General features: G+C 60.2%; 23 protein-coding genes. 10 read left to right on the top strand and 13 right to left on the bottom strand.

What is annotated here, in order from left to right; translation table 11 throughout:
- Window positions 1-33: 33 nt before the first annotated feature.
- The gene (locus tag QCL65_RS02370; RefSeq protein WP_407314508.1) at window positions 34-405 is read right to left on the bottom strand and encodes a DUF423 domain-containing protein; all 372 of its coding nucleotides are present in this window, start codon (window positions 403-405) and stop codon (window positions 34-36) included.
- A 47-nt stretch (window positions 406-452) separates the two neighbouring features.
- Here QCL65_RS02370 and mtgA point away from each other — a divergent pair, with 47 nt between their 5' ends.
- Window positions 453-1,208, top strand: a complete 756-nt coding sequence (mtgA, locus tag QCL65_RS02365; RefSeq protein ID WP_407314506.1) for a monofunctional biosynthetic peptidoglycan transglycosylase — start codon at window positions 453-455, stop codon at window positions 1,206-1,208.
- A 54-nt stretch (window positions 1,209-1,262) separates the two neighbouring features.
- On the opposite strand, the gene rpoH is transcribed toward mtgA, so the two are convergent.
- The 4 genes from rpoH to ftsY all read right to left on the bottom strand — a co-directional run bounded on the left by rpoH (window position 1,263) and on the right by ftsY (window position 5,235).
- A complete protein-coding gene (rpoH, locus tag QCL65_RS02360) occupies window positions 1,263-2,117 on the bottom strand; it encodes an RNA polymerase sigma factor RpoH (protein ID WP_407314504.1) in 855 nt (284 codons plus the stop codon).
- Between the two features lie 111 nt (window positions 2,118-2,228).
- Window positions 2,229-3,257 (bottom strand): permease-like cell division protein FtsX, encoded by a 1,029-nt coding sequence (ftsX, locus tag QCL65_RS02355; protein WP_407314502.1) that lies wholly within the window; start codon window positions 3,255-3,257, stop codon window positions 2,229-2,231.
- Window positions 3,254-3,925, bottom strand: coding sequence for a cell division ATP-binding protein FtsE (gene ftsE / locus QCL65_RS02350; RefSeq protein ID WP_407314500.1), 672 nt, complete (start codon window positions 3,923-3,925; stop codon window positions 3,254-3,256). The genes ftsX and ftsE overlap by 4 nt, the downstream gene beginning before the upstream one ends.
- Window positions 3,922-5,235 carry a signal recognition particle-docking protein FtsY gene (ftsY, locus tag QCL65_RS02345; protein ID WP_407314498.1) on the bottom strand — a complete coding sequence of 438 codons (1,314 nt, stop codon included), beginning with the start codon at window positions 5,233-5,235 and terminating at the stop codon, window positions 3,922-3,924. The genes ftsE and ftsY overlap by 4 nt, the downstream gene beginning before the upstream one ends.
- A 228-nt stretch (window positions 5,236-5,463) precedes the next feature.
- Here ftsY and QCL65_RS02340 point away from each other — a divergent pair, with 228 nt between their 5' ends.
- The 4 genes from QCL65_RS02340 to QCL65_RS02325 are packed head-to-tail and all read left to right on the top strand — an operon-like array spanning window position 5,464 to window position 9,864.
- A complete protein-coding gene (locus QCL65_RS02340; protein WP_407314496.1) occupies window positions 5,464-6,819 on the top strand; it encodes a M16 family metallopeptidase in 1,356 nt (451 codons plus the stop codon).
- Window positions 6,812-8,290: a M16 family metallopeptidase gene (locus QCL65_RS02335; RefSeq protein ID WP_407314494.1), complete on the top strand. Its 1,479-nt coding sequence runs from the start codon at window positions 6,812-6,814 to the stop codon at window positions 8,288-8,290. Before QCL65_RS02340 ends, QCL65_RS02335 begins: the two co-directional genes overlap by 8 nt.
- Window positions 8,290-8,877, top strand: a complete 588-nt coding sequence (rsmD, locus tag QCL65_RS02330) for a 16S rRNA (guanine(966)-N(2))-methyltransferase RsmD (RefSeq protein ID WP_407314492.1) — start codon at window positions 8,290-8,292, stop codon at window positions 8,875-8,877. Before QCL65_RS02335 ends, rsmD begins: the two co-directional genes overlap by 1 nt.
- 3 nt (window positions 8,878-8,880) lie before the next feature.
- On the top strand, window positions 8,881-9,864 hold the full coding sequence (locus tag QCL65_RS02325; RefSeq protein ID WP_407314490.1) for a hydrolase: 984 nt from the start codon (window positions 8,881-8,883) through the stop codon (window positions 9,862-9,864).
- On the opposite strand, the gene QCL65_RS02320 is transcribed toward QCL65_RS02325, so the two are convergent.
- Both QCL65_RS02320 and QCL65_RS02315 read right to left on the bottom strand, forming a co-directional pair.
- The gene (locus tag QCL65_RS02320) at window positions 9,851-10,705 is read right to left on the bottom strand and encodes a sulfurtransferase (RefSeq protein ID WP_407314488.1); all 855 of its coding nucleotides are present in this window, start codon (window positions 10,703-10,705) and stop codon (window positions 9,851-9,853) included. The genes QCL65_RS02325 and QCL65_RS02320 overlap by 14 nt on opposite strands.
- A 31-nt stretch (window positions 10,706-10,736) precedes the next feature.
- Entirely contained in the window at window positions 10,737-11,402 is a 666-nt protein-coding gene (locus QCL65_RS02315) for a TetR/AcrR family transcriptional regulator (RefSeq protein ID WP_407316631.1), read from the bottom strand.
- Between the two features lie 121 nt (window positions 11,403-11,523).
- On the opposite strand from QCL65_RS02315, the gene QCL65_RS02310 reads away from it, so the two are divergent.
- The 3 genes from QCL65_RS02310 (at window position 11,524) to QCL65_RS02300 (ending at window position 13,941) form a co-directional block, all read left to right on the top strand.
- A complete protein-coding gene (locus tag QCL65_RS02310; RefSeq protein ID WP_407314486.1) occupies window positions 11,524-12,960 on the top strand; it encodes a coniferyl aldehyde dehydrogenase in 1,437 nt (478 codons plus the stop codon).
- A 147-nt stretch (window positions 12,961-13,107) separates the two neighbouring features.
- Complete coding sequence (coaD, locus tag QCL65_RS02305) at window positions 13,108-13,587, top strand: pantetheine-phosphate adenylyltransferase (RefSeq protein WP_407314484.1); 480 nt, start codon at window positions 13,108-13,110, stop codon at window positions 13,585-13,587.
- A gap of 102 nt (window positions 13,588-13,689) precedes the next feature.
- The gene (locus QCL65_RS02300) at window positions 13,690-13,941 is read left to right on the top strand and encodes a YfhL family 4Fe-4S dicluster ferredoxin (RefSeq protein ID WP_032884168.1); all 252 of its coding nucleotides are present in this window, start codon (window positions 13,690-13,692) and stop codon (window positions 13,939-13,941) included.
- On the opposite strand, the gene QCL65_RS02295 is transcribed toward QCL65_RS02300, so the two are convergent.
- From QCL65_RS02295 to QCL65_RS02285, 3 genes are all read right to left on the bottom strand, one after another.
- Complete coding sequence (locus QCL65_RS02295) at window positions 13,938-14,279, bottom strand: multidrug transporter (RefSeq protein WP_407314481.1); 342 nt, start codon at window positions 14,277-14,279, stop codon at window positions 13,938-13,940. The genes QCL65_RS02300 and QCL65_RS02295 overlap by 4 nt on opposite strands.
- Before the next feature lie 97 nt (window positions 14,280-14,376).
- Window positions 14,377-15,189, bottom strand: a complete 813-nt coding sequence (mutM, locus tag QCL65_RS02290; RefSeq protein WP_407314479.1) for a bifunctional DNA-formamidopyrimidine glycosylase/DNA-(apurinic or apyrimidinic site) lyase — start codon at window positions 15,187-15,189, stop codon at window positions 14,377-14,379.
- Between the two features lie 27 nt (window positions 15,190-15,216).
- A complete protein-coding gene (locus QCL65_RS02285) occupies window positions 15,217-16,029 on the bottom strand; it encodes an HDOD domain-containing protein (protein ID WP_407316629.1) in 813 nt (270 codons plus the stop codon).
- 217 nt (window positions 16,030-16,246) lie between these two features.
- On the opposite strand from QCL65_RS02285, the gene QCL65_RS02280 reads away from it, so the two are divergent.
- Window positions 16,247-17,443: a class I SAM-dependent rRNA methyltransferase gene (locus QCL65_RS02280; RefSeq protein WP_407314477.1), complete on the top strand. Its 1,197-nt coding sequence runs from the start codon at window positions 16,247-16,249 to the stop codon at window positions 17,441-17,443.
- A 92-nt stretch (window positions 17,444-17,535) separates the two neighbouring features.
- Here the strand turns inward: QCL65_RS02280 and QCL65_RS02275 are convergent, their stop codons facing one another.
- On the bottom strand, window positions 17,536-18,303 hold the full coding sequence (locus tag QCL65_RS02275) for a ParA family protein (protein WP_407314475.1): 768 nt from the start codon (window positions 18,301-18,303) through the stop codon (window positions 17,536-17,538).
- Between the two features lie 207 nt (window positions 18,304-18,510).
- Between QCL65_RS02275 and QCL65_RS02270 the strand changes: the two genes are divergently transcribed.
- Window positions 18,511-19,773: an MFS transporter gene (locus QCL65_RS02270; protein WP_407314473.1), complete on the top strand. Its 1,263-nt coding sequence runs from the start codon at window positions 18,511-18,513 to the stop codon at window positions 19,771-19,773.
- Between the two features lie 6 nt (window positions 19,774-19,779).
- On the opposite strand, the gene QCL65_RS02265 is transcribed toward QCL65_RS02270, so the two are convergent.
- Together QCL65_RS02265 and hemE are read right to left on the bottom strand one after the other, a co-directional pair.
- Window positions 19,780-20,130, bottom strand: coding sequence for a YgiW/YdeI family stress tolerance OB fold protein (locus QCL65_RS02265; RefSeq protein WP_407314471.1), 351 nt, complete (start codon window positions 20,128-20,130; stop codon window positions 19,780-19,782).
- 103 nt (window positions 20,131-20,233) lie between these two features.
- Window positions 20,234-21,298 carry a uroporphyrinogen decarboxylase gene (hemE, locus tag QCL65_RS02260; protein WP_407314469.1) on the bottom strand — a complete coding sequence of 355 codons (1,065 nt, stop codon included), beginning with the start codon at window positions 21,296-21,298 and terminating at the stop codon, window positions 20,234-20,236.
- Window positions 21,299-21,471: the final 173 nt, after the last annotated feature.

Genomic DNA, 21,471 nt, shown 5'->3' with positions numbered 1-21,471 from the left:
GGTAAAGCCGCACCATTCGTCCAGGTGCCGGCCTCAAGCCAAGCGCCAGGCGGCGAGCCCGAGGCACAGCCAGCCGAGCAAAAAGGCCAGGCCGCCCAATGGGGTGATGATGCCCAGCTTGGTGATACCAGTGAGGGTCAACCCATAGAGGCTGCCTGAAAACAGCACGATGCCCAGGCAAAATAGCCATCCCGCCCAAGCCACCAGCCGCCCTGGAAGATTCGCCGCCATAAGCGCGACGCCGAACAACGCCAGGGTGTGCACCAGCTGATAAGTAACGCCCGTTTGAAATATAGTCAGGTATTCCGGGCTGAGTCGGCTTTTTAAACCATGGGCGGCGAAAGCACCCAGCGCCACGCCGGTGAAGCCAAAGAACGCCGAAAGCAGCAAAAAGCCACGAAGCATTGCATCACTCCCATCATAAAAGCGATCTATCACGCAGGGTCTGTATAATGGCTCGCTCAACCGGTTCGGCCAAGACTTCCATGCTGCGTTCTCTGTTTGTCCGCCTCTTTAAAGCCATGCTCTGGTTCGCCGCGGGCAGTGTGCTTGTCGTGCTTGTGCTGCGTTTTATACCGCCGCCCGGCAGCATGCTGATGGTGGAGCGCAAGATAGAGTCTTGGGTCGACGGCAAGCCGATCGACTTGCAACGTAGCTGGCGGCCTTGGAGCGAAATCTCCAACGAGCTGAAAATCGCTGTTATTGCCGGTGAAGACCAGAAATTCGCTGAGCACTGGGGCTTCGACATTGGCGCCATTCAGGCCGCCTTTGCCCACAACGAACGCGGTGGCTCCATCCGCGGCGCCAGCACCATCAGCCAACAAGTGGCCAAGAATGTGTTTCTCTGGTCAGGCCGCAGCTGGTTGCGCAAAGGCCTGGAGGCCTGGTTTACCCTGCTGATTGAAACCCTGTGGTCGAAAGAGCGCATCCTCGAGGTATACCTCAATAGCGCCGAGTGGGACACAGGCGTGTTCGGCGCCGAGGCAGCCGCCCGTCACCACTTCGGCAGTAGCGCGAAATCGCTGTCGCGCCAGCAGGCCAGTTTGCTCGCCGCCGTGCTGCCCAGCCCGCTCAACTGGAGCGCCAGCCGGCCGAGCCCCTATGTGCTGAGGCGGTCCAACTGGATCCGGCGGCAGATGAGCCAGCTAGGCGGTGATGACTATTTGGCTCGGCTGAACCACTCGCGCCAAGCGCCCTGGGCGCCATAAGCCAGCCAACAAAAAGCCCCGACGAATCGGGGCTTTTTTGCAGGTGACGCAAGGTTATGCTGCGATCGAACCTTTGAGTTTATTCATCGCGCTCTTTTCAAGCTGACGGATACGCTCGGCTGACACATTGTACTTCTGCGCCAGGTCGTGCAGCGTGGCCTTCTCCTCGGCCAACCAGCGTTGGTAGAGAATGTCACGGCTACGCGGGTCCAATACTTCCAAGGCTTCGTGCAGGTTGGTATTGGAATTATCGCTCCAATCGGCATCTTCCAACTGGCGCGCCGGGTCGTAGCGGTGATCTTCCAGGTAGTTCGCCGGAGAATGGAAAGCGCTGTCGTCGTCGGCTTCGGCAGCCGGATCAAAGGCCATGTCCTGACCGGTCAGGCGGCTTTCCATCTCGCGCACTTCCCGAGGCTCGACGCCCAGGCTCTCAGCCACGCGATTGACTTCTTCGTTGTTCAGCCACGCCAGACGTTTTTTCTGGCTGCGCAGGTTGAAGAACAGCTTGCGCTGCGCCTTGGTGGTCGCCACTTTGACGATGCGCCAGTTGCGCAGGATGAACTCGTGGATTTCCGCTTTGATCCAATGCACGGCAAAGGACACTAGGCGTACGCCCATCTCTGGGTTGAAGCGCTTGACGGCTTTCATCAAGCCGACGTTGCCTTCTTGAATGAGGTCGGCCTGGGCCAACCCATAGCCGGAATAGCTGCGAGCGATGTGCACGACAAAGCGCAGGTGAGCGAGCACCATCTGCCGAGCCGCACCTAAATCTTGCTCGTAGTAGAGACTCTCTGCCAATTCGCGCTCCTGCTCCGGTGTCAGCAAGGGAATGCTGTTCACCGTGTGCACATACGCTTCCAGGTTCGCACCTGGAACCAGCGCATAAGCAGGTTGCAAAGACGTGGTCATTCTAAAAAACCTCCTCCAACAAATTGTGCCGCTAGGCACTGCAAAAATTGACCCGGAACCGCAATACAAGTTCCTTTTACCGCCACTAAGGCCAATACAAGCAAAAAGACGCTACTTTGGCGCCAGCTCTCTGAGGTGGCGCGCTACGGCAATCCATGCACCGATATACCCTAACAGGATAGCTCCTAGCAAGAGCGATAGACCATCGGACGAAGGCACACCCGCCAACGCAAAATCGCTACCGTACAGGCCGGCAAGCCCAACCACCGCACCGTTCAACCAATCCAGGCCGAAAGCCAGCACCGCCCAGGCCAGCAGGCCCGCGCCAAAGCCATACAGCGCACCCATATACAGGAAAGGCCTGCGCACGTAGCTGTCGGTGCCGCCCACCAGTTTGATGACTTCGATCTCGATGCGCCGGTTTTCGATGTGCAGGCGAATTGTGTTACCAATTACAAGCAGCAGCGCCGACACCAGCAAAACGGTCAGCCCAAATACAAAGCGGTCACCTAATTTGAGAATCGCCGACAAACGCTCGACCCATACCAGGTCCAGTTGCGCCTGCTTCACTTTCGGCAGCTCAGCCAGTTGTTGGCGCAGGGCCTCTAGGGTCGCTTTATCTACCTCTTGAGGGGTTACCACGATCACCCCTGGCAGTGGGTTGTCTGGCAATTCTTTCAGCGCCTCGCCCAGGCCGGACTGTTGCTGAAATTCCTGCAACGCCGCCTCGCGACTCACAAACTCGGCGTCGGCAACCCCTGGCAGACCCTTGATCTGCACAACCAGCGCCTCACCGTCCCGCTCCCCTGCCTGCATATCGAGGTAGAGGGAAATCTGTGCCGCGCGCTGCCAGGAGCCACCCAGCCTTTCGACGTTATTCAATAGCAGCGATAAGCCCATGGGTAGGCTCAATGCGACCGCCATCACCAAGCACGTGAAGAAGCTACCAATAGGCTGCCGCCCAAGGCGGCGCAAGCTGTCGATCAGGCTGGCGCGATGGCTCTCGATCCAGGCATGGAACAGGGTCTTGAAATCCGGGCCGTCGTCTTCGTCACGGGCTTTTTTCTTTTTCGGCGGCTGCGGCTCGCCGGCTTTCGGGGCGACGCGGTCGGCCACCTTGGGGCTGCGAGTAGCGCTCATTGCCCGGCCTCCCCGTCACCGATCAGTCGGCCACGCTGCAAGGTGAGCATGCGGTGACGCATACGCGCGATCAGGGCCAGGTCGTGGCTGGCGATCAGCACGCTGGTGCCCAACCGATTGATGTCTTCGAACACGCCCATGATCTCCGCCGCCAAACGGGGGTCGAGGTTACCGGTAGGCTCGTCGGCGAGCAGCAGGGCGGGCCGATGGACGATAGCCCGGGCGATGCCAATGCGCTGTTGCTGACCTGTGGACAAGTCACCGGGGTACAACTCGGCTTTATCCGACAGGGCCACTCGTTCCAATGCGGAGTCGACCTTTTTGGCGATCTCAGGCTTGGACAGGCCAAGGATCTGCAAGGGCAGAGCGACGTTGTTGAACACCGTACGGTCGAACAACAACTGGTGGTTTTGGAACACCACGCCGATCTGGCGCCGCAGGAACGGGATCTGCGCATTGCTGATCTGGCCCAGGTCTTGGCCGGCCAAAAGCAACTTACCACTGGATGGGCGCTCCATGGCCAGCAGTAGCCGCAACAGCGTGCTCTTGCCCGCCCCTGAGTGCCCGGTCACGAACAGAAACTCACCCCGCCGCACGCGAAAACTAAGCTCGTGGAGGCCGACGTGGCCATTTGGGTAGCGCTTGGCCACCTGTTCGAAGCGGATCATGGCCGATCTCGCTCGGCAAACAGTGCCTGAACAAAGGGCTCGGCTTCGAACGTGCGTAGGTCATCGATACCCTCGCCCACCCCGACATAGCGGATAGGCAAACCAAATTGCTTGGCCAGGGCGAAGATCACCCCGCCTTTTGCGGTGCCGTCCAGCTTGGTCAGCGCCAGCCCGGTGAGGGCGACGGTCTGGTTGAATTGTTTGGCCTGGTTGATCGCGTTCTGGCCGGTGCCGGCGTCCAGTACCAAGAGCACTTCGTGGGGCGCGTCGGCGTCCAGCTTGCCGATGACCCGACGGACCTTTTTCAACTCTTCCATCAAATTGTCTTTGGTATGCAGACGCCCGGCGGTGTCGGCGATCAGTACATCGATACCCCGCGCCTTGGCAGCCTGCACCGCATCGAAAATCACCGACGCGGAGTCGGCCCCTGTGTGCTGGGCGATGACCGGGATCTTGTTGCGCTCGCCCCACACTTGTAGCTGCTCGACGGCCGCAGCGCGGAACGTGTCGCCGGCGGCCAGCATGACTTTCTTACCTTCAAGCTGCAGTTTTTTCGCCATTTTGCCGATGGTGGTGGTTTTACCGGCGCCGTTGACGCCAACCACCAGGATGACAAAAGGCTTGTGCTGCGACTGGATCACCAAGGGCTGCTCGACCGGCTTGAGTAACGCCGCCAGCTCGCCCTGTAGCGACTTATAGAGAGCCGGAGCATCGGCTAACTCTTTGCGGGCAACCTTACGAGTCAGGTTTTGCACGATCAGCGAAGTGGCTTCAACGCCTACGTCGGCGGTGAGCAAACGGGTTTCGATTTCTTCGAGCAGTTCGTCGTCGATCAGTTTCTGGCCCAGAAACAGGCTGGCCATGCCTTCACCCAAACTGGCGCTGGTTTTGGCCAGGCCCTGTTTCAGGCGGGCGAAGAAACCGCTGCGGCCCGGCTCAGCGGCCGGCACTGCGGGCGCCGGTGCGTCGGCAAGCAGTGCGGGAACGCTTGCCAGTGGCGCTTGCTCAACGGGAGCGGCGACGCTGCGCTGGGGGATCGGGGGCGGCGCGTGGGGTTCGAGGTCGGGGACCAGGGCCACCGGTTCTTCCGGCACGGGCAGCACCAGCGTGGCAGCCGGCGCAACGGGCTCGGCCGGCGGGGCTGGCTCGCTGGGATTGGGAATGACGGGTTCGAGGCTCGGGGGTGTTTCAGGCGCAAGCGCCTGTGGCGGTTCGGCGGCTTCCTGCGGTTTTTTCCGCAGCCAGCCGAACAGGCCTTTCTTTTCTCCAGCCGGGGCCGGGGGGGTCTTGTCGTCGTTGGAACCAAACATGGAAGACGGCTATCTCAAAGTAGCGATGCGCCTAGCGACGCCTCGGAAAATTCTGATACGCAGAACAGACTGTTTTTTAACTCGCTCGTTCCTGCGCAACATTTTGTAGAGTCAATAATATGACTTATCGGCAACCAGGCATGGTCGCCAGCTGACCGGATCAGTATCCTAGCACCTCCTCGCCCGCTGACGCTAAGCCTCGCGGGCAGCCTCACAGGTTTGAAACGAATGAATGCTCTTGCCCGATGCCTGGCCGGCCTTTTGCTCGGCACGGTAGGCCTTCCTGCCACTGCTTCAGCCGCTCCATCGCAACCTACCCATGAGTTCGTCCTCGACAACGGCCTACGCGTTATTGTGCGCGAAGACCATCGGGCACCGGTGGTGGTGTCCCAGGTTTGGTACAAGGTCGGCTCCAGCTACGAGACACCCGGCCAGACAGGCCTGTCCCATGCCTTGGAACACATGATGTTCAAAGGCAGCGCGAAAATGGGCCCTGGCGAATCGTCACGGGTACTGCGCGACCTCGGCGCCGAAGAAAATGCCTTCACCAGCGACGACTACACTGCCTATTACCAGGTGCTGGCCCGCGACCGTTTGGGCGTTGCGATGGAGCTCGAAGCCGACCGCATGGCCAGCCTGCGCCTGCCGCCGGAGGAGTTCGCCCGGGAAATCGAAGTCATTAAAGAAGAACGGCGCATGCGCACCGACGATCGCCCCAGCGCCAAGGCGTTCGAGCTGTTCAAGGCCATGGCCTACCCCGCTAGCGGCTACCACACGCCGACCATTGGCTGGATGGCAGACCTCAATCGCATGAAAGTTGAAGAACTGCGCCATTGGTACGAGTCCTGGTACACCCCCGACAACGCTACGCTGGTGGTAGTCGGCGATGTCAGCGCCGACGAGGTCAAGGCCCTGGCCCAGCGCTGGTTTGGCCCGGTGCCTAAACGCATCACCCCCGCCGCGAAAATACCTCTGGAGCTGGCAAGCCCCGGCGAGCGCAAGATCACCCTGCACGTGCGCACCCAACTGCCCAGCTTGATGTACGCCTTCAATGTACCCGGTATGGCCACGGCCCAGAAGCCTCGCGACGTTCAAGCGTTGCGGCTGATCTCGGCTTTGCTAGACGGTGGTTATAGTGCGCGCCTGTCCACTCGCCTTGAGCGCGGCAGCGAGACAGTCACCAGCGCGTCAGCCGGGTACAACCCGTTCGTGCGTGGTGACAGCCTGTTCATGTTGACCGCCACGCCCAACACCCACAAGAAAAAAACCCTGGCCGATGCCGAGCAAGGCATCTGGGGTTTGCTGGACGAACTCAAGCAAAAGCCTCCCAGCGCGGAAGAATTGGAGCGCGTGCGGGCACAGGTGATTGCCAGCCTGGTCTATGACCGCGACTCCATCAGCAGCCAAGCTTCGACCATTGGCATGCTGGAAACCGTCGGGCTGTCCTGGAAGCTGATGGACACCGAACTGGAGGACCTCAAGGGCGTCACCCCAGCCGACATCCAGAATGCCGCGCGTACTTATTTCACTCGCGACCGCCTTAGCGTCGCCCATGTTCTACCTGAGGTATCGGCTCATGAGTGAGCATTACACCCTACGCGCTACCTGCATCGGCCTGCTCATGGCCGCGCTGGTTAGCGGTTGCGTCGGCACTGCCGAAAAACCTAAGCAGGCGCCTGAACAGCCAGAAAATGGCCAGGGCTCGCTGCTGTCACTGGCCGAACTCGACCGTACGCCCCCCAGTGTGCGTCAGTTGCAGGTGCAAACCTGGACCACCCGTAGCGGCTCGCGCGTGCTGTTCGTCGAAGCCCGTCAGTTGCCCATGTTCGACCTGCGCCTGACATTCGCCGCAGGCAGCAGCCAGGACCAAGCCCGCCCAGGCATCGCCCTGCTGACCAATGCCATGCTTAATGAAGGCGTAGCAGGCAAGGACGTCGGCGCCATCGCCGCAGGCTTCGAAGGCCTGGGCGCTGAATTCAGCAACGGCGCTTACCGGGACATGGCTGTGGCGTCACTGCGCAGCCTGAGCGCCGTAGAAAAGCGCCAACCTGCCCTGCGCTTGTTCAGCCAGGTGGTGGGCCAGCCAACGTTACCCGCCGACTCGTTGGCCCGAATCAAAAATCAATTGCTGGCCGGCTTCGATTACCAGAAGCAGGACCCCAGCCATTTGGCCAGCCAACGCTTGTTCGAGCGTTTATACGGCCAGCACCCCTACGCGCACCCAAGCGAGGGCAACCCGCAAAGCGTAACGAGCATCACCCGCGAGCAAATGCGCCAATTCCACCAAAAGGCCTACGCTGCAGGCAACGCCGTAATCGCCTTGGTCGGCGACCTGTCCCGTGACGAGGCCCAGGCCATTGCCGAGCAGGTCTCCTCCGCGCTGCCCAAGGGCCCCGCCCTAGCTGAAGTAGCCCAACCGCAGCGACCCAGCGCTGGGGCCAGCCATATCGAATTTCCGTCCAAGCAAACCCAGATTCTGCTCGCAGAACTTGGCATCGACCGCAACGACCCGGACTACCCCGCATTGGCCATGGGTAGCCAGATCCTCGGCGGCGGGAGCTTTGGGACACGCCTGATGACCGAGGTGCGGGAAAAACGCGGCCTGACCTATGGGATCTATTCTGGCTTCACGCCCATGCAAGTGCGCGGGCCCTTTACGATCAGCCTGCAAACCCGGGCCGAACTCAGCGAAGGGACGCTGACCCTGGTCAAAGACCTGCTGCGCGACTACCTCAAGACCGGCCCGACCCAGCAAGAGCTGGACGAAGCCAAACGGGAATTGGCCGGTAGCTTCCCACTGTCCACAGCCAGTAACGAGAGTATCGTTGGGCAATTGGGCGCCATTGGTTTCTACGGCCTGCCGTTGTCGTTCCTGGAAGACTTCATGCAGCAATCGCAAAACCTGACGGTCGAACAAGTCAGGACAGCCATGAACAAACACCTCGATGCCGATCAACTGGTGATCGTCACTGTCGGCCCCACGGTTGCCCAGCAGCCGCTGCCGCCGCCCACAGACAAACCCGTGGAAGCACCGACCGGGGTGCCGGAGCACTGATGAGCAACGCTAGACAAAACAAAGCGCACAACGGCCTTGGCCACCTACGCATCATCGGCGGCGAATGGCGTAGCCGCCGGTTGAGCTTCCCCGAGGCGCCTGGGCTGCGCCCGACCCCGGATCGCGTGCGCGAAACCCTGTTCAACTGGATTGCGCCTTATGTCGTGGGCGCCAAGGTACTCGACCCGTTCGCCGGCAGCGGCGCACTGTACCTGGAGGCGCTGTCCCGGGGCGCATCGATGGCCCTGGCACTCGACAGCAACGCCGCCGCCATCGCCAGCCTGCGGGCTAACCTCGACACCTTGCAATGCGCCGTAGGCCAGCTGTTGCAGAGCGATGCGGTGCGTTACCTGGAAAGCCAAACACCGGCGCCGTTTGACCTAGTGTTCCTCGACCCCCCCTTCCACCAAAATCTGCTGCCTAGCGTTTGTGCATGCCTGGAGCAACGGGGCTGGCTGGCAGAGCGGGCCTGGGTGTACACCGAAAGCGAAACCCCGCCTTCGAGCCTGCAGTTGCCGGCGAACTGGCGCCTGCACCGCGAGAAAAAGGCCGGCCAGGTTTATTACAGCCTTTGGCAGCGCGGCTAAAACATGGGCACCTTTCGCCCGGCGTTCGGGCTGAGCAATCCGCACCTACAGACCTTGTGGGGCCCGCTGTGGCGCAGCACCGTACATGTGCCACGTCGGCGGGAACGCCTATGGCTGGCGGACGGGGATTTCCTCGACCTCGACTGGCACACCCGCGACGACGGTGAGGCCCCGTTAGTGCTGGTGTTGCACGGGCTCACCGGCTCGTCCAATTCGCCCTATGTCGCGGGGCTGCAACAAGCACTGGCCGGCCGCGGCTGGGCCAGCGTGGCGCTGAACTGGCGTGGCTGCTCGGGCGAACCGAACCTGCTTGCACGCAGCTACCACTCCGGCGCCAGTGGCGACCTGCTGGAAGTGATCGATCACCTACGCGCCGCTCACCCCCACCGCCCCTTGTATGCTGTGGGCTATTCCCTGGGCGGCAACGTATTGCTCAAGCATCTAGGCGAGGCTGGCCAGGGGTGCCAGTTGGCAGGCGCTGTGGCCGTATCGGTGCCGTTTCGCCTTGACCACTGCGCTGACCGCATCGGCATGGGCTTCTCCAGGGTCTACCAGGCGCATTTCATGCGCGCCATGCTGGGCTATGTGAAAGACAAGCAGCGGCGCTTTCAGCATGAAGGCCTTCACGACGGCCTAGCGCAGTTGGTCGGCCTCGGGCCCTTGGACAACATGCGTACATTTTGGGATTTCGATGGCCGGGTCACCGCGCCGCTGCATGGTTTTAGCGATGCCCAGGCTTATTATCGGCAGTCTTCCAGCCACTACTTTCTGAGCGCCAACTGTACGCCGACCTTGATCATTCAGGCCGCTGATGACCCGTTCGTGTTCCCCCACAGCCTACCCGACAGCAGCACGCTGCCGGCCTGCGTGACTTTCGAGTTGCACAGCAAAGGCGGCCATGTGGGATTCGTGGCAGGCTCCTTGCGTACGCCGCACTATTATCTGGAACAGCGCATCCCCGACTGGCTAACCTTCACTCACCCTTAGCCACGGGGCGTTCTGGGTCGGTAATCCATTCACTCCACGAGCCGGCATACAACGTGGCCAAGGGGTAACCAGCCAGGCACATCGCGAACAGGTTTTGACAGGCTGTAACCCCAGAACCGCAATAAGACACCACCGACTCCACCGGCCGGTCGCCCAGCAGTGCAGCAAAGCGCTGGCGCAATTGTTCGGCAGGCAGAAATCGGCCATCCGGCCCAAGGTTCTCGGTGAACGCTGCGCAGCGCGCGCCCGGAATGTGCCCCGCCACTGGGTCGATCGGCTCGGCTTCGCCTTTGAAGCGAGGCAGCGCGCGAGCGTCCAGCAGGGTGAGTGTCTGGTCGTGGAGTTGCTGCTGCAACTGGTAGCCGGTGATCATCAGAGCATCGTCGGGCGTGCCCGCGAAGTGGCCAGGTTCGGTCGGTGGGGCATCCAGGCTTAGCGGCAAACAGGCTTGGTGCCAAGCCTTGATCCCGCCGTCGAGGATGTAGACGCCGCTACGCTTGCCTAGCCAGGCCAGCAGCCACCAAGCCCTGGCAGCATAGGCCGACTGGCCGTCATCATAGAGCACCACATCACTCTCAGCGTTGATTCCCCAGCGTTGCAGGCGCTCGAGCAACCGCCCCGGCTGCGGCAAAGGGTGGCGCCCGGTGACATGCTTGATCACCGGCCCACTGAGGCCGCGTTGCAAGTCAGCAAAATGAGCGCCCTCAATGTGCCCGCCTGCATAGCTACGCTGGCCATAATCGGCATCGTCCAACGAGTAGCGACAGTCGAGAATCACCAGCCCCGACTGGCCCAACCTGGCGGCCAGGCTCTCGGGGCTTATGAGTTGGGCGATGGACATGGCAACCTCCCTGAAAATGAATGATCTAGCCTTAGTCTGGTAGTTGGGGGGCGCGGTTCAGCGGCACGTAAAATTCAGTGCACAGGGCGTCCATTGCCTCGCGCCAGGGTGGCGTCACATAGCCCTGTTCCAGCATCAGAACTTGATACACGCCACGGCGCATAGACTGCTCGTTAAGCTGCGCAGTTTCGACGGCCACCGAAAGGTGGCGCACCCAGGAGGTGATCACAATCCAGGCGTTGAGCACCATGGCTTCGACCTCATGGGAGCGCATCGAGAGGATACCGGCGTCTACAAAACTCTGGAAAATCAGGCAGGCGTTAACCTGGCAGCGCTGAGACAGTTGCTGGTAGCGCACTCTTAACGCGGGGTCGCTTTCCAAGAGGTGCTCGAGGTCACGGTGCAAAAATCGATATTTCCACGTGGAGCTCATTAGCGTTTCGAGGTAATAACGCTTGGCCTCCAACCCGGGCGGACCAAGCGGCGGGCCCAGAAAATCCTCAAGCATGGCCTCATACTCGTCGAACAGTACCGCTACGATCTGCTGTTTGTTAGCAAAGTGGTAATACAGATTGCCGGGAGAAATGTTCATGAAGGCGGCGATATGGTTGGTGCTAACGCTGCGTTCGCCCTGCAGGTTGAACAGCTCAAGGCTGGCTTGGACGATGCGGCTTCGGGTTTTCATACAAGCGACGATGCCCACTTCAAAGAATCAATAACTGCCATCTTACAACCCTCCGCACACTCATTTCTTCAGTCAATGCGTTTTAGAGTATAAACTCTAGAGTTATATATTTGCCTGAGATGGGGCGTTGTCCATGACCGCTCAAATTGCCTATTTGCAGCCCGTATTCAACCAGCAGAACCCCCTTCGCCAGTTATTTACCAAACAGCAGAGCGCTTTTGCGCTCAATCCTATGCCGAGCGTCGCCCAACGTCGGCAGTGGCTGGCCGCGTTGCGCCAGGTGCTGGTGCGTGAACAACAGGCTCTCGCCGAGGCGATCAAGTCTGACTTTGGCCAGCGCAGCCTCGACGAAACCCGGCTGGCTGAGCTATTGCCATGCCTGCAGGCCATTGAGAGCACCAGTGACCAACTCAAAAGCTGGATGAAGCCCTCACGGCGGAAAGTCAGCATCTTGTTTCAGCCCGCGAAAGCACGGGTCGAGTACCAACCACTGGGTGTAGTTGGGGTCATCGTGCCGTGGAACTACCCGGTGTTTCTCGCCATGGGCCCGTTGGTGGGTGCACTGGCCGCCGGTAACCGGGTGATGTTGAAAATCAGCGAGGCGACCCCGGCCACCGGCGAGCTTCTGAAGACGTTACTGGCCACTATTTTCCCCGAAGACCTGGTCGCAGTGGTCTTGGGCGACGTCAAGACCGGCGTCAGCTTCTCCCATCTGCCCTTTGACCACTTGCTGTTCACTGGCAGCGCGCAAACCGGTAAACAGGTCATGCGTGCAGCGGCCCAGAACCTCACCCCGGTGACCCTCGAATTGGGTGGCAAATCCCCAGTTATCATCGGGCGCGACGCGCCCATGGCCCAAGCAGCGGCGCGCATAGCCTTTGGTAAAGCGTTGAACGCCGGGCAGACCTGCGTTGCTCCCGACTACGTATTGGTGCCCCGTACCCGGGTCGATGAGTTCGTCAGCGCTTATCGGGATGCCATGCACCGCATGTATCCCACCACTTTGGGGAACCCGGACTACACCCACATCATCGACCAGCGGCAATTTCAGCGGCTGAACCGCTACCTGGAGGATGCCAGCACCAAGGGCGCCAATATCATTGCCCTTTACCCACTGGAACAGCATCGCGGTCGCTGCATCCCGCCGAACGTTCTGTTGAACGTCACCGATGACATGAAAGTCATGCAGGAGGAAATTTTCGGCCCACTGCTGCCCATCGTGCCCTACGACGACTTCGACGACGCCGTGAACTACATCAATGCGCGGCCTCGCCCGCTAGCGCTGTACTACTTCGGCCACAACAAAGCGGAACAACGCCGGATCCAGAGCCACACCCGCTCTGGCGGTATTTGTCTGAACGACACGCTGCTGCAAGTGGCTCAGGACAACCTGCCCTTTGGCGGTATCGGGCCGTCCGGTATGGGCCAGTACCATGGTTTCGAGGGCTTTCAGACATTCAGCAAGGCCCGCAGCGTATTGAGCAAATCACGGTTCAACCCGGCCAGTTTCATTTACCCGCCCTACGGCAAAGCTACCTTGCGCCTGCTGTATCGATTATTTATTCGATGAGGCAAACCGCCTGCGACAGCCCGCCGCAGGGCGTGTGAGGGTTTTCGGTACGAGTTTGTAGGTTGATTCGCTCGGCCACTTCACTTGGCCCACCGTTGCGGCTGCGATACCATCCGAGTCCCCAACGGATTCCGCTAGGACGACGCGATGAACCGAGTGCTGTATCCAGGTACCTTCGACCCGATTACCAAGGGCCACGGCGATCTGGTCGAACGCGCCTCGCGCCTGTTCGATCACGTGATCATTGCAGTGGCCGCCAGCCCGAAAAAAAACCCGCTGTTCCCTTTGGAACAACGGGTCCAGCTGGCCCGTGAGGTGACCGAGCACCTGCCGAACGTCGAAGTGGTCGGCTTTTCTACGCTGCTGGCGCATTTCGCCAAAGAGCAGAACGCCAACGTGCTGCTGCGTGGCCTGCGGGCTGTGTCGGATTTCGAATACGAATTTCAGCTGGCCAATATGAACCGGCAACTGGCGCCCGACGTAGAAAGCTTGTTTCTAACCCCCTCGGAGCGCTACTCATTTATCTCCTCGACGCTAGTGCGTGAAATTGCAGCGCTGGGCGGCGATATCAGCAAATTTGTCCACCCCGCTGTCGCCGAAGCGTTGACCCAGCGCTTCAAGAACTGACCGCCTGCCAGCGCCCGCGTGCACTGCGGGCGCTAATGCGGCACAATTGCCGCATTCGCCAGTATCAGTATGCCCGGGCCATAGGCCTCGGCTGGAGCCCCCATGTCCTTGATCATTACCGACGATTGCATCAATTGCGACGTCTGTGAACCTGAGTGCCCGAACGCTGCCATTTCTCAGGGTGAGGAGATCTATGTGATCGACCCGAACCTGTGCACTCAATGCGTCGGCCATTACGACGAGCCTCAATGCCAGCAAGTATGCCCAGTGGACTGCATTCCATTGGACGAAGCGCGGCCGGAAACCGAGGAAGAGCTGATGGAAAAATACCGCAAGATCACCGGCAAAGCTTAGTCACGCTGGTTATAGCCCGTGCTGGTGCACCCCAAGCAACGGTAGAAGGCCGACTTGCCCGGGTCTACCACCAGTGCCTGCCCCGCGTCCTTGACGCTGCCACTGGGTATGGTAAAGGGTAGAGCCACGACGAACAGAGCAGCGCCCACCGCGGTTGCGACGATGAGCAACGGCCTTGCGATCAAGAGATCGCCCATCATGGCAAAAGCCGGCGGGTTCTGGATTTGATAGCTGGGGTCGCCACTGCCCTCATGCTTAGCGACCTCCGCACTTACAGGCAGTACCTGCGAGCCAAAACACAGCGCCAAGGTAAGTGAAAGCACGCGGAAAACGTTCATGGCAACAAATCCTTCTGTTCAACAGGACTGACAGCGATTGCGTTCACTATATCAGCGTCACCGTGGTTGTCAGGTGCGATGTAGTAACAAGGCGCGCCTACTTCTGACAACGTGGGCAATAGACGCTGGCACGCTGCCCTAACTTGATCTCCCGCAGCAGGCTGCCACACACTTTGCACGGCTCCCCCCCGCGGCCGTAGGCAAACAGTTCCTGCTGAAAGTAACCGGGCTGGCCGTCCCCGCCGATAAAATCACGCAAGGTGGTACCGCCACGCTCAATGGCGTAGGCCAGAATACGCTTGATTTCAACGCCAAGGCGCAAGTAGCGAGCGCGCGAAAGCGTACCAGCCGCGCGGCGGGGGTCGATCCCGGCGGCGAACAATGCTTCAGTCGCGTAGATATTCCCTACGCCAACGACCACGGCGTTGTCCATGATGAACGGCTTCACCGCCATGCTGCGCCCGCGGGACTGCTGGAACAGGCGGTCGCCGTCGAACAACTCGGTCAGAGGCTCTGGGCCCAGGTTCAGCAGCAGGGCGTGATTGTGCGGGTCGAGGCTCCAGAGCATCGCGCCGAACCGCCGGGGGTCGGTGTAGCGCAGGGCAAGCCCTGACTCCAATTCAATGTCGACGTGCTCATGCTTGAGCGCCGGCAGCCCGGCTTCTACCAGGCGCAGGTTACCAGACATGCCCAAATGACTGATCAGGGTGCCGACTTCAGCTTTGATCAACAGGTATTTGGCACGCCGCTCAACGGCCAGGATGGTTTGCCCTGACAGGCGAGTGTCGAGGTCCTCCGGAATAGGCCAACGTAGCCGGCGGTCACGCACGATGACCCGGCTTACACGCTGCCCTTCTAGATAGGGCGCAATGCCGCGGCGAGTGGTTTCTACTTCGGGTAATTCAGGCATGGGGGCTCGGCAGAGAAAACGCGGGGGTCAACGGATGCCCAGCTCGCGAATGGATTCTTTGAGATTCTCGAAATCGTACCCAGACAAACCGACATAATCGAGCACCAGGTGGCCCACAGCGTTCCATTCGTGGTCATCGTCTTGATTGCCCAAGACTTGGTACGACTTGCAGATATGTTCGGCCATCTTGAGGATAGACAGCAGGTTCTTCAACTGGCTGTTATGGGGGGAATCGTCGCTGAAAATCGCCAGGGCGTTGTGGTGGTTGGCAATCGCTACGCCCAGGTGCTCCGGCAGACGCCAGGACTTCGCCGTGTAGTACCCGACCACCGCGTGGTTGGTATTGAACACCGAATTTTCGATGTCTACCACCCGCTGCACGCCGCCGACGCCGGCATAGGCGTCTTCGAGCACATTCATGTAGTCAGGGAAGCGCTTGAGCATCAGCGGGATACCGCAGTCGTGGAACAAGCCTAAGGCATAGGCTTCATCCACCGCTTGCGAACCGATACGCTTGGCCAAAGTGGCGCAGGTCATGGCCACGTCCTGGGCAGTGTCCCAGAACCGGTTGAGGGTCACGATGGTCTCGTCGGTCATCTCGCCCTTGATCGATTGAGCGTTGATCAGGTTAATGATCGAACGGCTACCCAACAGGGCAACGGCACGCTGGATCGACGATATACGGTTGGTCAAGCCGTAGTAGGGCGAGTTGACAATTTTCAGCAGCGCCCCAGACAGCCCTGGGTCCTGGGAAATCAACCGGGCGATTACCTTCAGGTCGGGGTCGGGCATGTACTGCTCCATCTGCAAATCCACCATGATTTGCGGTTGGGGCGGAATGCTGATCCCTTGCAGCGCCTGATGGATCTGTTCTGCGGTGAGTTCCTGAGACATGGGTGCACACTCTGGGCTGAGCCTCGATTCTACTCCCTGGCAGCGCTCACGGGCCAATTTCCCTCGGCTACCTCAGCCTTTTGCAGCGGCCCGGTTCGTCGCGGCCGCCGCCGGGAGCGGCGGCAACAGGGTATACTCCCGCTCTTTTTTCTGGAGCGACGTCATGTCCCTGCCTAGCCTGCGTCTCAAAGCCAATGCCGACCGCCGCCTGCGCGCCGGTCATCTGTGGGTCTACAGCAACGAGGTCGACGTCGCCGCAACGCCCCTGCACGGTTTTAAAGTAGGTGACCAGGCCGTTCTGGAAGCCGCGGGGGGCAAAGCGCTGGGCGTGGTTGCGATGAGCCCGAACAACCTGATCTGCGCACGCCTGGTATCGCGCGACGCCAGACTGGCGCTGGATAAATCCCTATTGGTACACCGCTTGAACGTGGCCCTGTCCCTACGCGAGCGGTTGTTCGACAAGCCTTTCTATCGCCTGGTCTACGGTGATTCCGACCTGCTTCCCGGCCTGGTCGTCGATCGTTTCGGCGATATTCTGGTGGTGCAGTTGGCCTCGGCCACTATGGAACAGCACAAGGCCGACGTGCTGGCCGCCCTGGTTCAGGTGATCAAACCTTCCGGCGTACTGTTCAAGAACGACTCTGCCGCCCGCGACGCCGAAGGCCTGGAGCGTTACGTAGAGACCGCCTTTGGCCTGGTGCCGGAATGGGTCGCCCTGGAAGAAAACGGCGTCAAGTTCGAGGCTCCGGTCATGGCGGGGCAAAAGACTGGCTGGTTCTACGACCACCGCATGAACCGCGCCCGTCTGGCCCCGTATGTGAAAGGTAAGCGGGTGCTCGACCTGTTCAGCTACATCGGCGGTTGGGGTGTGCAGGCCGGTGCGTTTGGCGCCAGCGAGGTGTTCTGCGTAGATGCCTCAGGCTTCGCCCTCGATGGCGTGGAGCGCAACGCCGCGCTGAACGGCATCGCCGAAAAGGTCACCAGCCTGGAAGGCGATGTCTTCGACGCGCTGAAAGAATTGAAAGCCTCCGAAGAGCGCTTCGACGTGATCGTGGCCGACCCACCGGCGTTCATCAAGCGCAAGAAAGACCTGAAAAACGGTGAAGGCGCTTACCGCCGCCTGAACGAGCAGGCCATGCGCCTACTCAACAAAGACGGCATTCTGGTGAGTGCCTCGTGCTCGATGCACCTGCCTGAGGACGACCTGCAAAATATCCTGCTGACCAGCGCCCGCCACCTGGACCGCAACCTGCAACTGCTCGAACGCGGTGGCCAGGGGCCCGACCACCCGGTGCACCCGGCCATCCCGGAAACGCGCTATATCAAGAGCATTACTTGCCGGTTGTTGCCTAATAATTAAGGCAAAAGATCGGGGGCGAGCCCCCTCCTACAGCCGGCAACGCTCGTAGGAGGGGGCTTGCCCCCGATTTTTTTGCCCCGCAAACCCACCCATCACCTCTCCAACATCCGATGCAACTCCACAAACTGCTGCGTCAGTTTATGCCGCGGGTCTAGATAGATCAGCGGCATGTTGGCCTGGTGCGACTCGCGCATCTTCACCGAGCTGCTCAGGTACACCGGCAACACGGGTAAGCCTTCGGCGATCAATTCGTCGAGCATCTGCTGGGGCAGGCTGGCACGGGGTTGGAATTGGTTGACCACGATGCCTTCCACCACCAACCCTTCATTGTGGTCATCTTTGAGCTCGTCGATTTCCCGCAGCAGGCCGTATAACGCTTGGCGCGAGAAACTGTCGCAATCGAAGGGGATCAATACGCGATCAGCGGCGATCAATGCAGACACCGCATAGAAGTTCAAAGCGGGTGGGGTGTCGAGGTAGATACGATCGTAGTCTTGGTCGAGCTCTGCCAACAACTTACGCAGCTTGTTGATTTTGTGCTTGGCTTCCAGCTTGGGCTGTAGGTCAGCCAGTTCAGGGGTAGCGGTGATCACGTGCAGGTTGTCGTAGGGCGTTTCGTAAATGTCGACTTTGCTGTTCTTGCCAGGCGCGCCGGATGAGAGCGTCTGCTTGAAGAAGTCGGCGATGCCCATGGGGATATCGTCGCCCGTCAGCCCGGTAAGGTACTGGGTAGAGTTGGCCTGGGCATCCAGGTCGATCAATAAGGTACGGTAGCCTTCTTGGGCACTGACCGCCGCTAAGTTGCAGGCAATGCTGGATTTGCCCACCCCACCCTTCTGATTGAACACCACACGCCGCATGTGTAAGACCTCTTTACCCTTCGGAACTTGGAGTGTAGTGGATCAATATGGCTGGTTGGCGACATTCGTACTCGCTGTTTCGAAAAACGCGCGCTGCACCATGAGTCGCCAGACCTATCAAGCAGGTCGAACAATCTATTGGATAGAATCATTAGCAAGCTATATGCTTTTTTCCATCCTATCGGCCCTTTTGCCACCGAGGTCTTTTTGAAAGCTGCAACCGCCACGCCCCCTGCCCACACCGCCGATATCGCCGACGTTGTGCGCGAGGCCTTTATCGAGAAAGGCACGCCGCTGTTTGTGCGCACGGTACTGGCGATGTTTTGCGGAGGCTTTGCCACGTTCGCTTTGCTGTATTGCGTACAGCCGATGATGCCGATTCTGTCACAGGAATTCGTAATCACGCCGGCCCAGAGCAGCCTGATTCTCTCCGTATCCACTGGGATGTTGGCCATCGGTTTACTGGTCACTGGCCCCTTGTCTGACAGCATCGGCCGAAAGTCGGTAATGGTCACCTCACTCTTCTGCGCCGCCGCATTTACCCTGGCCGCCGCCCTAATGCCGACCTGGGAAGGCGTGCTGGTAATGCGCGCGCTGGTCGGCCTGGCCCTCAGCGGCCTGGCCGCGGTCGCCATGACCTACCTGAGCGAGGAGGTGCACCCTAACCATATTGGCCTGGCCATGGGGCTCTACATCGGTGGCAACGCCTTGGGTGGAATGAGCGGGCGGCTGATAGCCGGGGTCCTGGTGGACTTTGTCAGTTGGCACACGGCCATGCTGATCGTGGGCACGCTGGCCTTGGCCGCCGCGTTGCTGTTCTGGAAAACCCTGCCGCCGTCTCGCCATTTCCGCGCCCGGGCACTTAACCCGCGCAGCTTGCTCGATGGCTTTACCGTGCACTTTCGCGATGCGGGCCTGCCCTGGCTGTTTCTTGAAGGTTTCCTGCTGATGGGCGGTTTTGTCACGCTGTTCAACTACATTGGGTACCGCTTGTTGGCCGAGCCGTACCACATGAGCCAGGCACTGGTGGGGCTGTTGTCGGTGGTCTACCTGGCGGGTATTTATAGCTCGGCCAAAATCGGCTCGCTGGCCGACCGCCATGGCCGCCGCAAGGTGTTCTGGATGAGTATCACCCTGATGCTCGCGGGCCTCGGTATCACCATGCTGACGCCGGTGGCGCTGATTATGTTTGGCATGTTGATGTTTGCGTTTGGCTTCTTCGGCGCCCACTCGGTGGCCAGCAGCTGGATCGGCCGCCGCGCCACCCACGCCAAGGGCCAGGCAGCGTCGCTCTACCTGTTCAGCTATTACGTTGGCTCAAGCGTGGCGGGCACCTTGGGCGGCGTGGCCTGGCACTATGGCGGGTGGAATGGGGTTGGGATGTTTATTGGGGTATTGCTGAGTCTGGCGTTGGTGGTGGCAGCGCGGCTGGCGAAGTTGCAGCCGCTCAGTACAGCCAATAAGCCTTAAGGCCGCTCAGTTCATCAGCTCCACCCGATCCACATCGACCTCACGGCCCATAATACCGCGGTCGACTTCGCCGATAAGGCGCACTTGGCGTTTGTCGTCGACGGCGACTTGGGCAGGCCAGTCTTCGTCATCGATTTCAACGTTGATAACGCCGGTGGCGTCCTTGAATTCGTAGGTTTCTTTCTTCAAGCGTTTAACGATGTAGCCCTGCAGCACGACTGGCGTGTCATCGGCGGCGTCATTGGCGGCAGCAGCGGTGGTGGTCTGACCGACGCTGCCGGGGCCGACGTAGCCTGCGGCGGACACAGATGCACAGAACAGAGGGGCGATTAGCAGGGCGAGATAACGGCGTTTCATTAAGTTGGATCCTTTCTTTGGTTTGATGGGGTCAGCTTATTCCTTCGAGCTGAAGCCATGCTTAATTGGCGCGTTAACGGCCCGCCCCATCAAACCTGCAAAATTACCCGTGATACTTCGCCGAAAACTCATGCACCGCGTTGATGAACACGCCAGCGTGCTCAGGGTCGACTTCCGGTGTGATGCCATGCCCCAAGTTAAAGACATGACCCGGGCCGCTGCCGTAGCTGGCCAGGATACGCTCGACCTCGGCCCGAATAGCGGCAGGCTTGGCGTAGAGCACGGTGGGGTCCATGTTGCCTTGCAGGGCCACTTGGCTGCCCACGCGGCGGCGCGCTTCGCCGATGTCGCACGTCCAATCCAGCCCAAGGGCATCGGCCCCCGCCTCGGCAATGCTTTCCAGCCAGAGCCCGCCGTTTTTGGTGAACAGAATCACCGGCACTTTACGCCCGTCGTTTTCTCGGATCAGCCCACTGACGATCTTGCGCATATAAGCCAGGGAAAACTCCTGGTATGCGGCCGATGAGAGGTTGCCACCCCAGGTGTCGAAGATCTGCACGGCCTGGGCGCCGGCAAGAATCTGCCCATTGAGGTACGTGACGACCGACTGCGCCAGCTTGTCGAGCAACAGGTGCATTGCCTCGGGGTTGTCGTAGAGCATGGCCTTGGTCTTGCGGAAGTCTTTCGACGAACCGCCCTCGACCATATAAGTGGCGAGGGTCCAGGGGCTACCGGAAAAGCCAATGAGCGGGACGCGGCCATTGAGTTCACGGCGAATGGTGCTGACCGCGTCCATCACGTAGCCCAGGTCTTTCTGCGCATCGGGGATCGGTAACGCTTCAATATCGGCCAGGGTGCTGACGACTTTTTTAAAGCGCGGCCCTTCACCCGTTTCGAAGTACAAGCCCTGGCCCATGGCATCGGGAATGGTCAGGATGTCGGAAAACAGGATGGCCGCATCGAGCGGGTAGCGCTCCAGCGGCTGCAAAGTGACTTCGCAGGCGAACGCCGGGTTCATGCACAAACTCATGAAATCGCCAGCCTTGGCGCGGCTGGCGCGGTACTCCGGCAGGTAACGGCCAGCCTGGCGCATCATCCACACAGGGGTGACGTCGACAGGTTGCTTGAGCAAGGCACGCAGGAAACGGTCGTTCTTGAGGGGACTCATGGCGGTATCCGGCAGAAAAGTGCGGGCATTTTCTCAGACCGGGACGCAAAAGGCACGGCGTGTGCCGTGCCTTTTGTCTATGGGTGCGATTAGGCCACGAAAGAACCTGATTTTCTGTAGGAGGGAGCTTGCTCGCGAAAACCCCACAGACGCCGCGTTCCCTCAGGGAATAC

Source organism: Pseudomonas sp. nanlin1 (assembly GCF_045571515.1).
Classification (GTDB): domain Bacteria; phylum Pseudomonadota; class Gammaproteobacteria; order Pseudomonadales; family Pseudomonadaceae; genus Aquipseudomonas.
The sequence above is the reverse complement of the archived record's forward strand: the minus strand, read 5'-3'. Positions and strand labels throughout refer to the sequence as shown.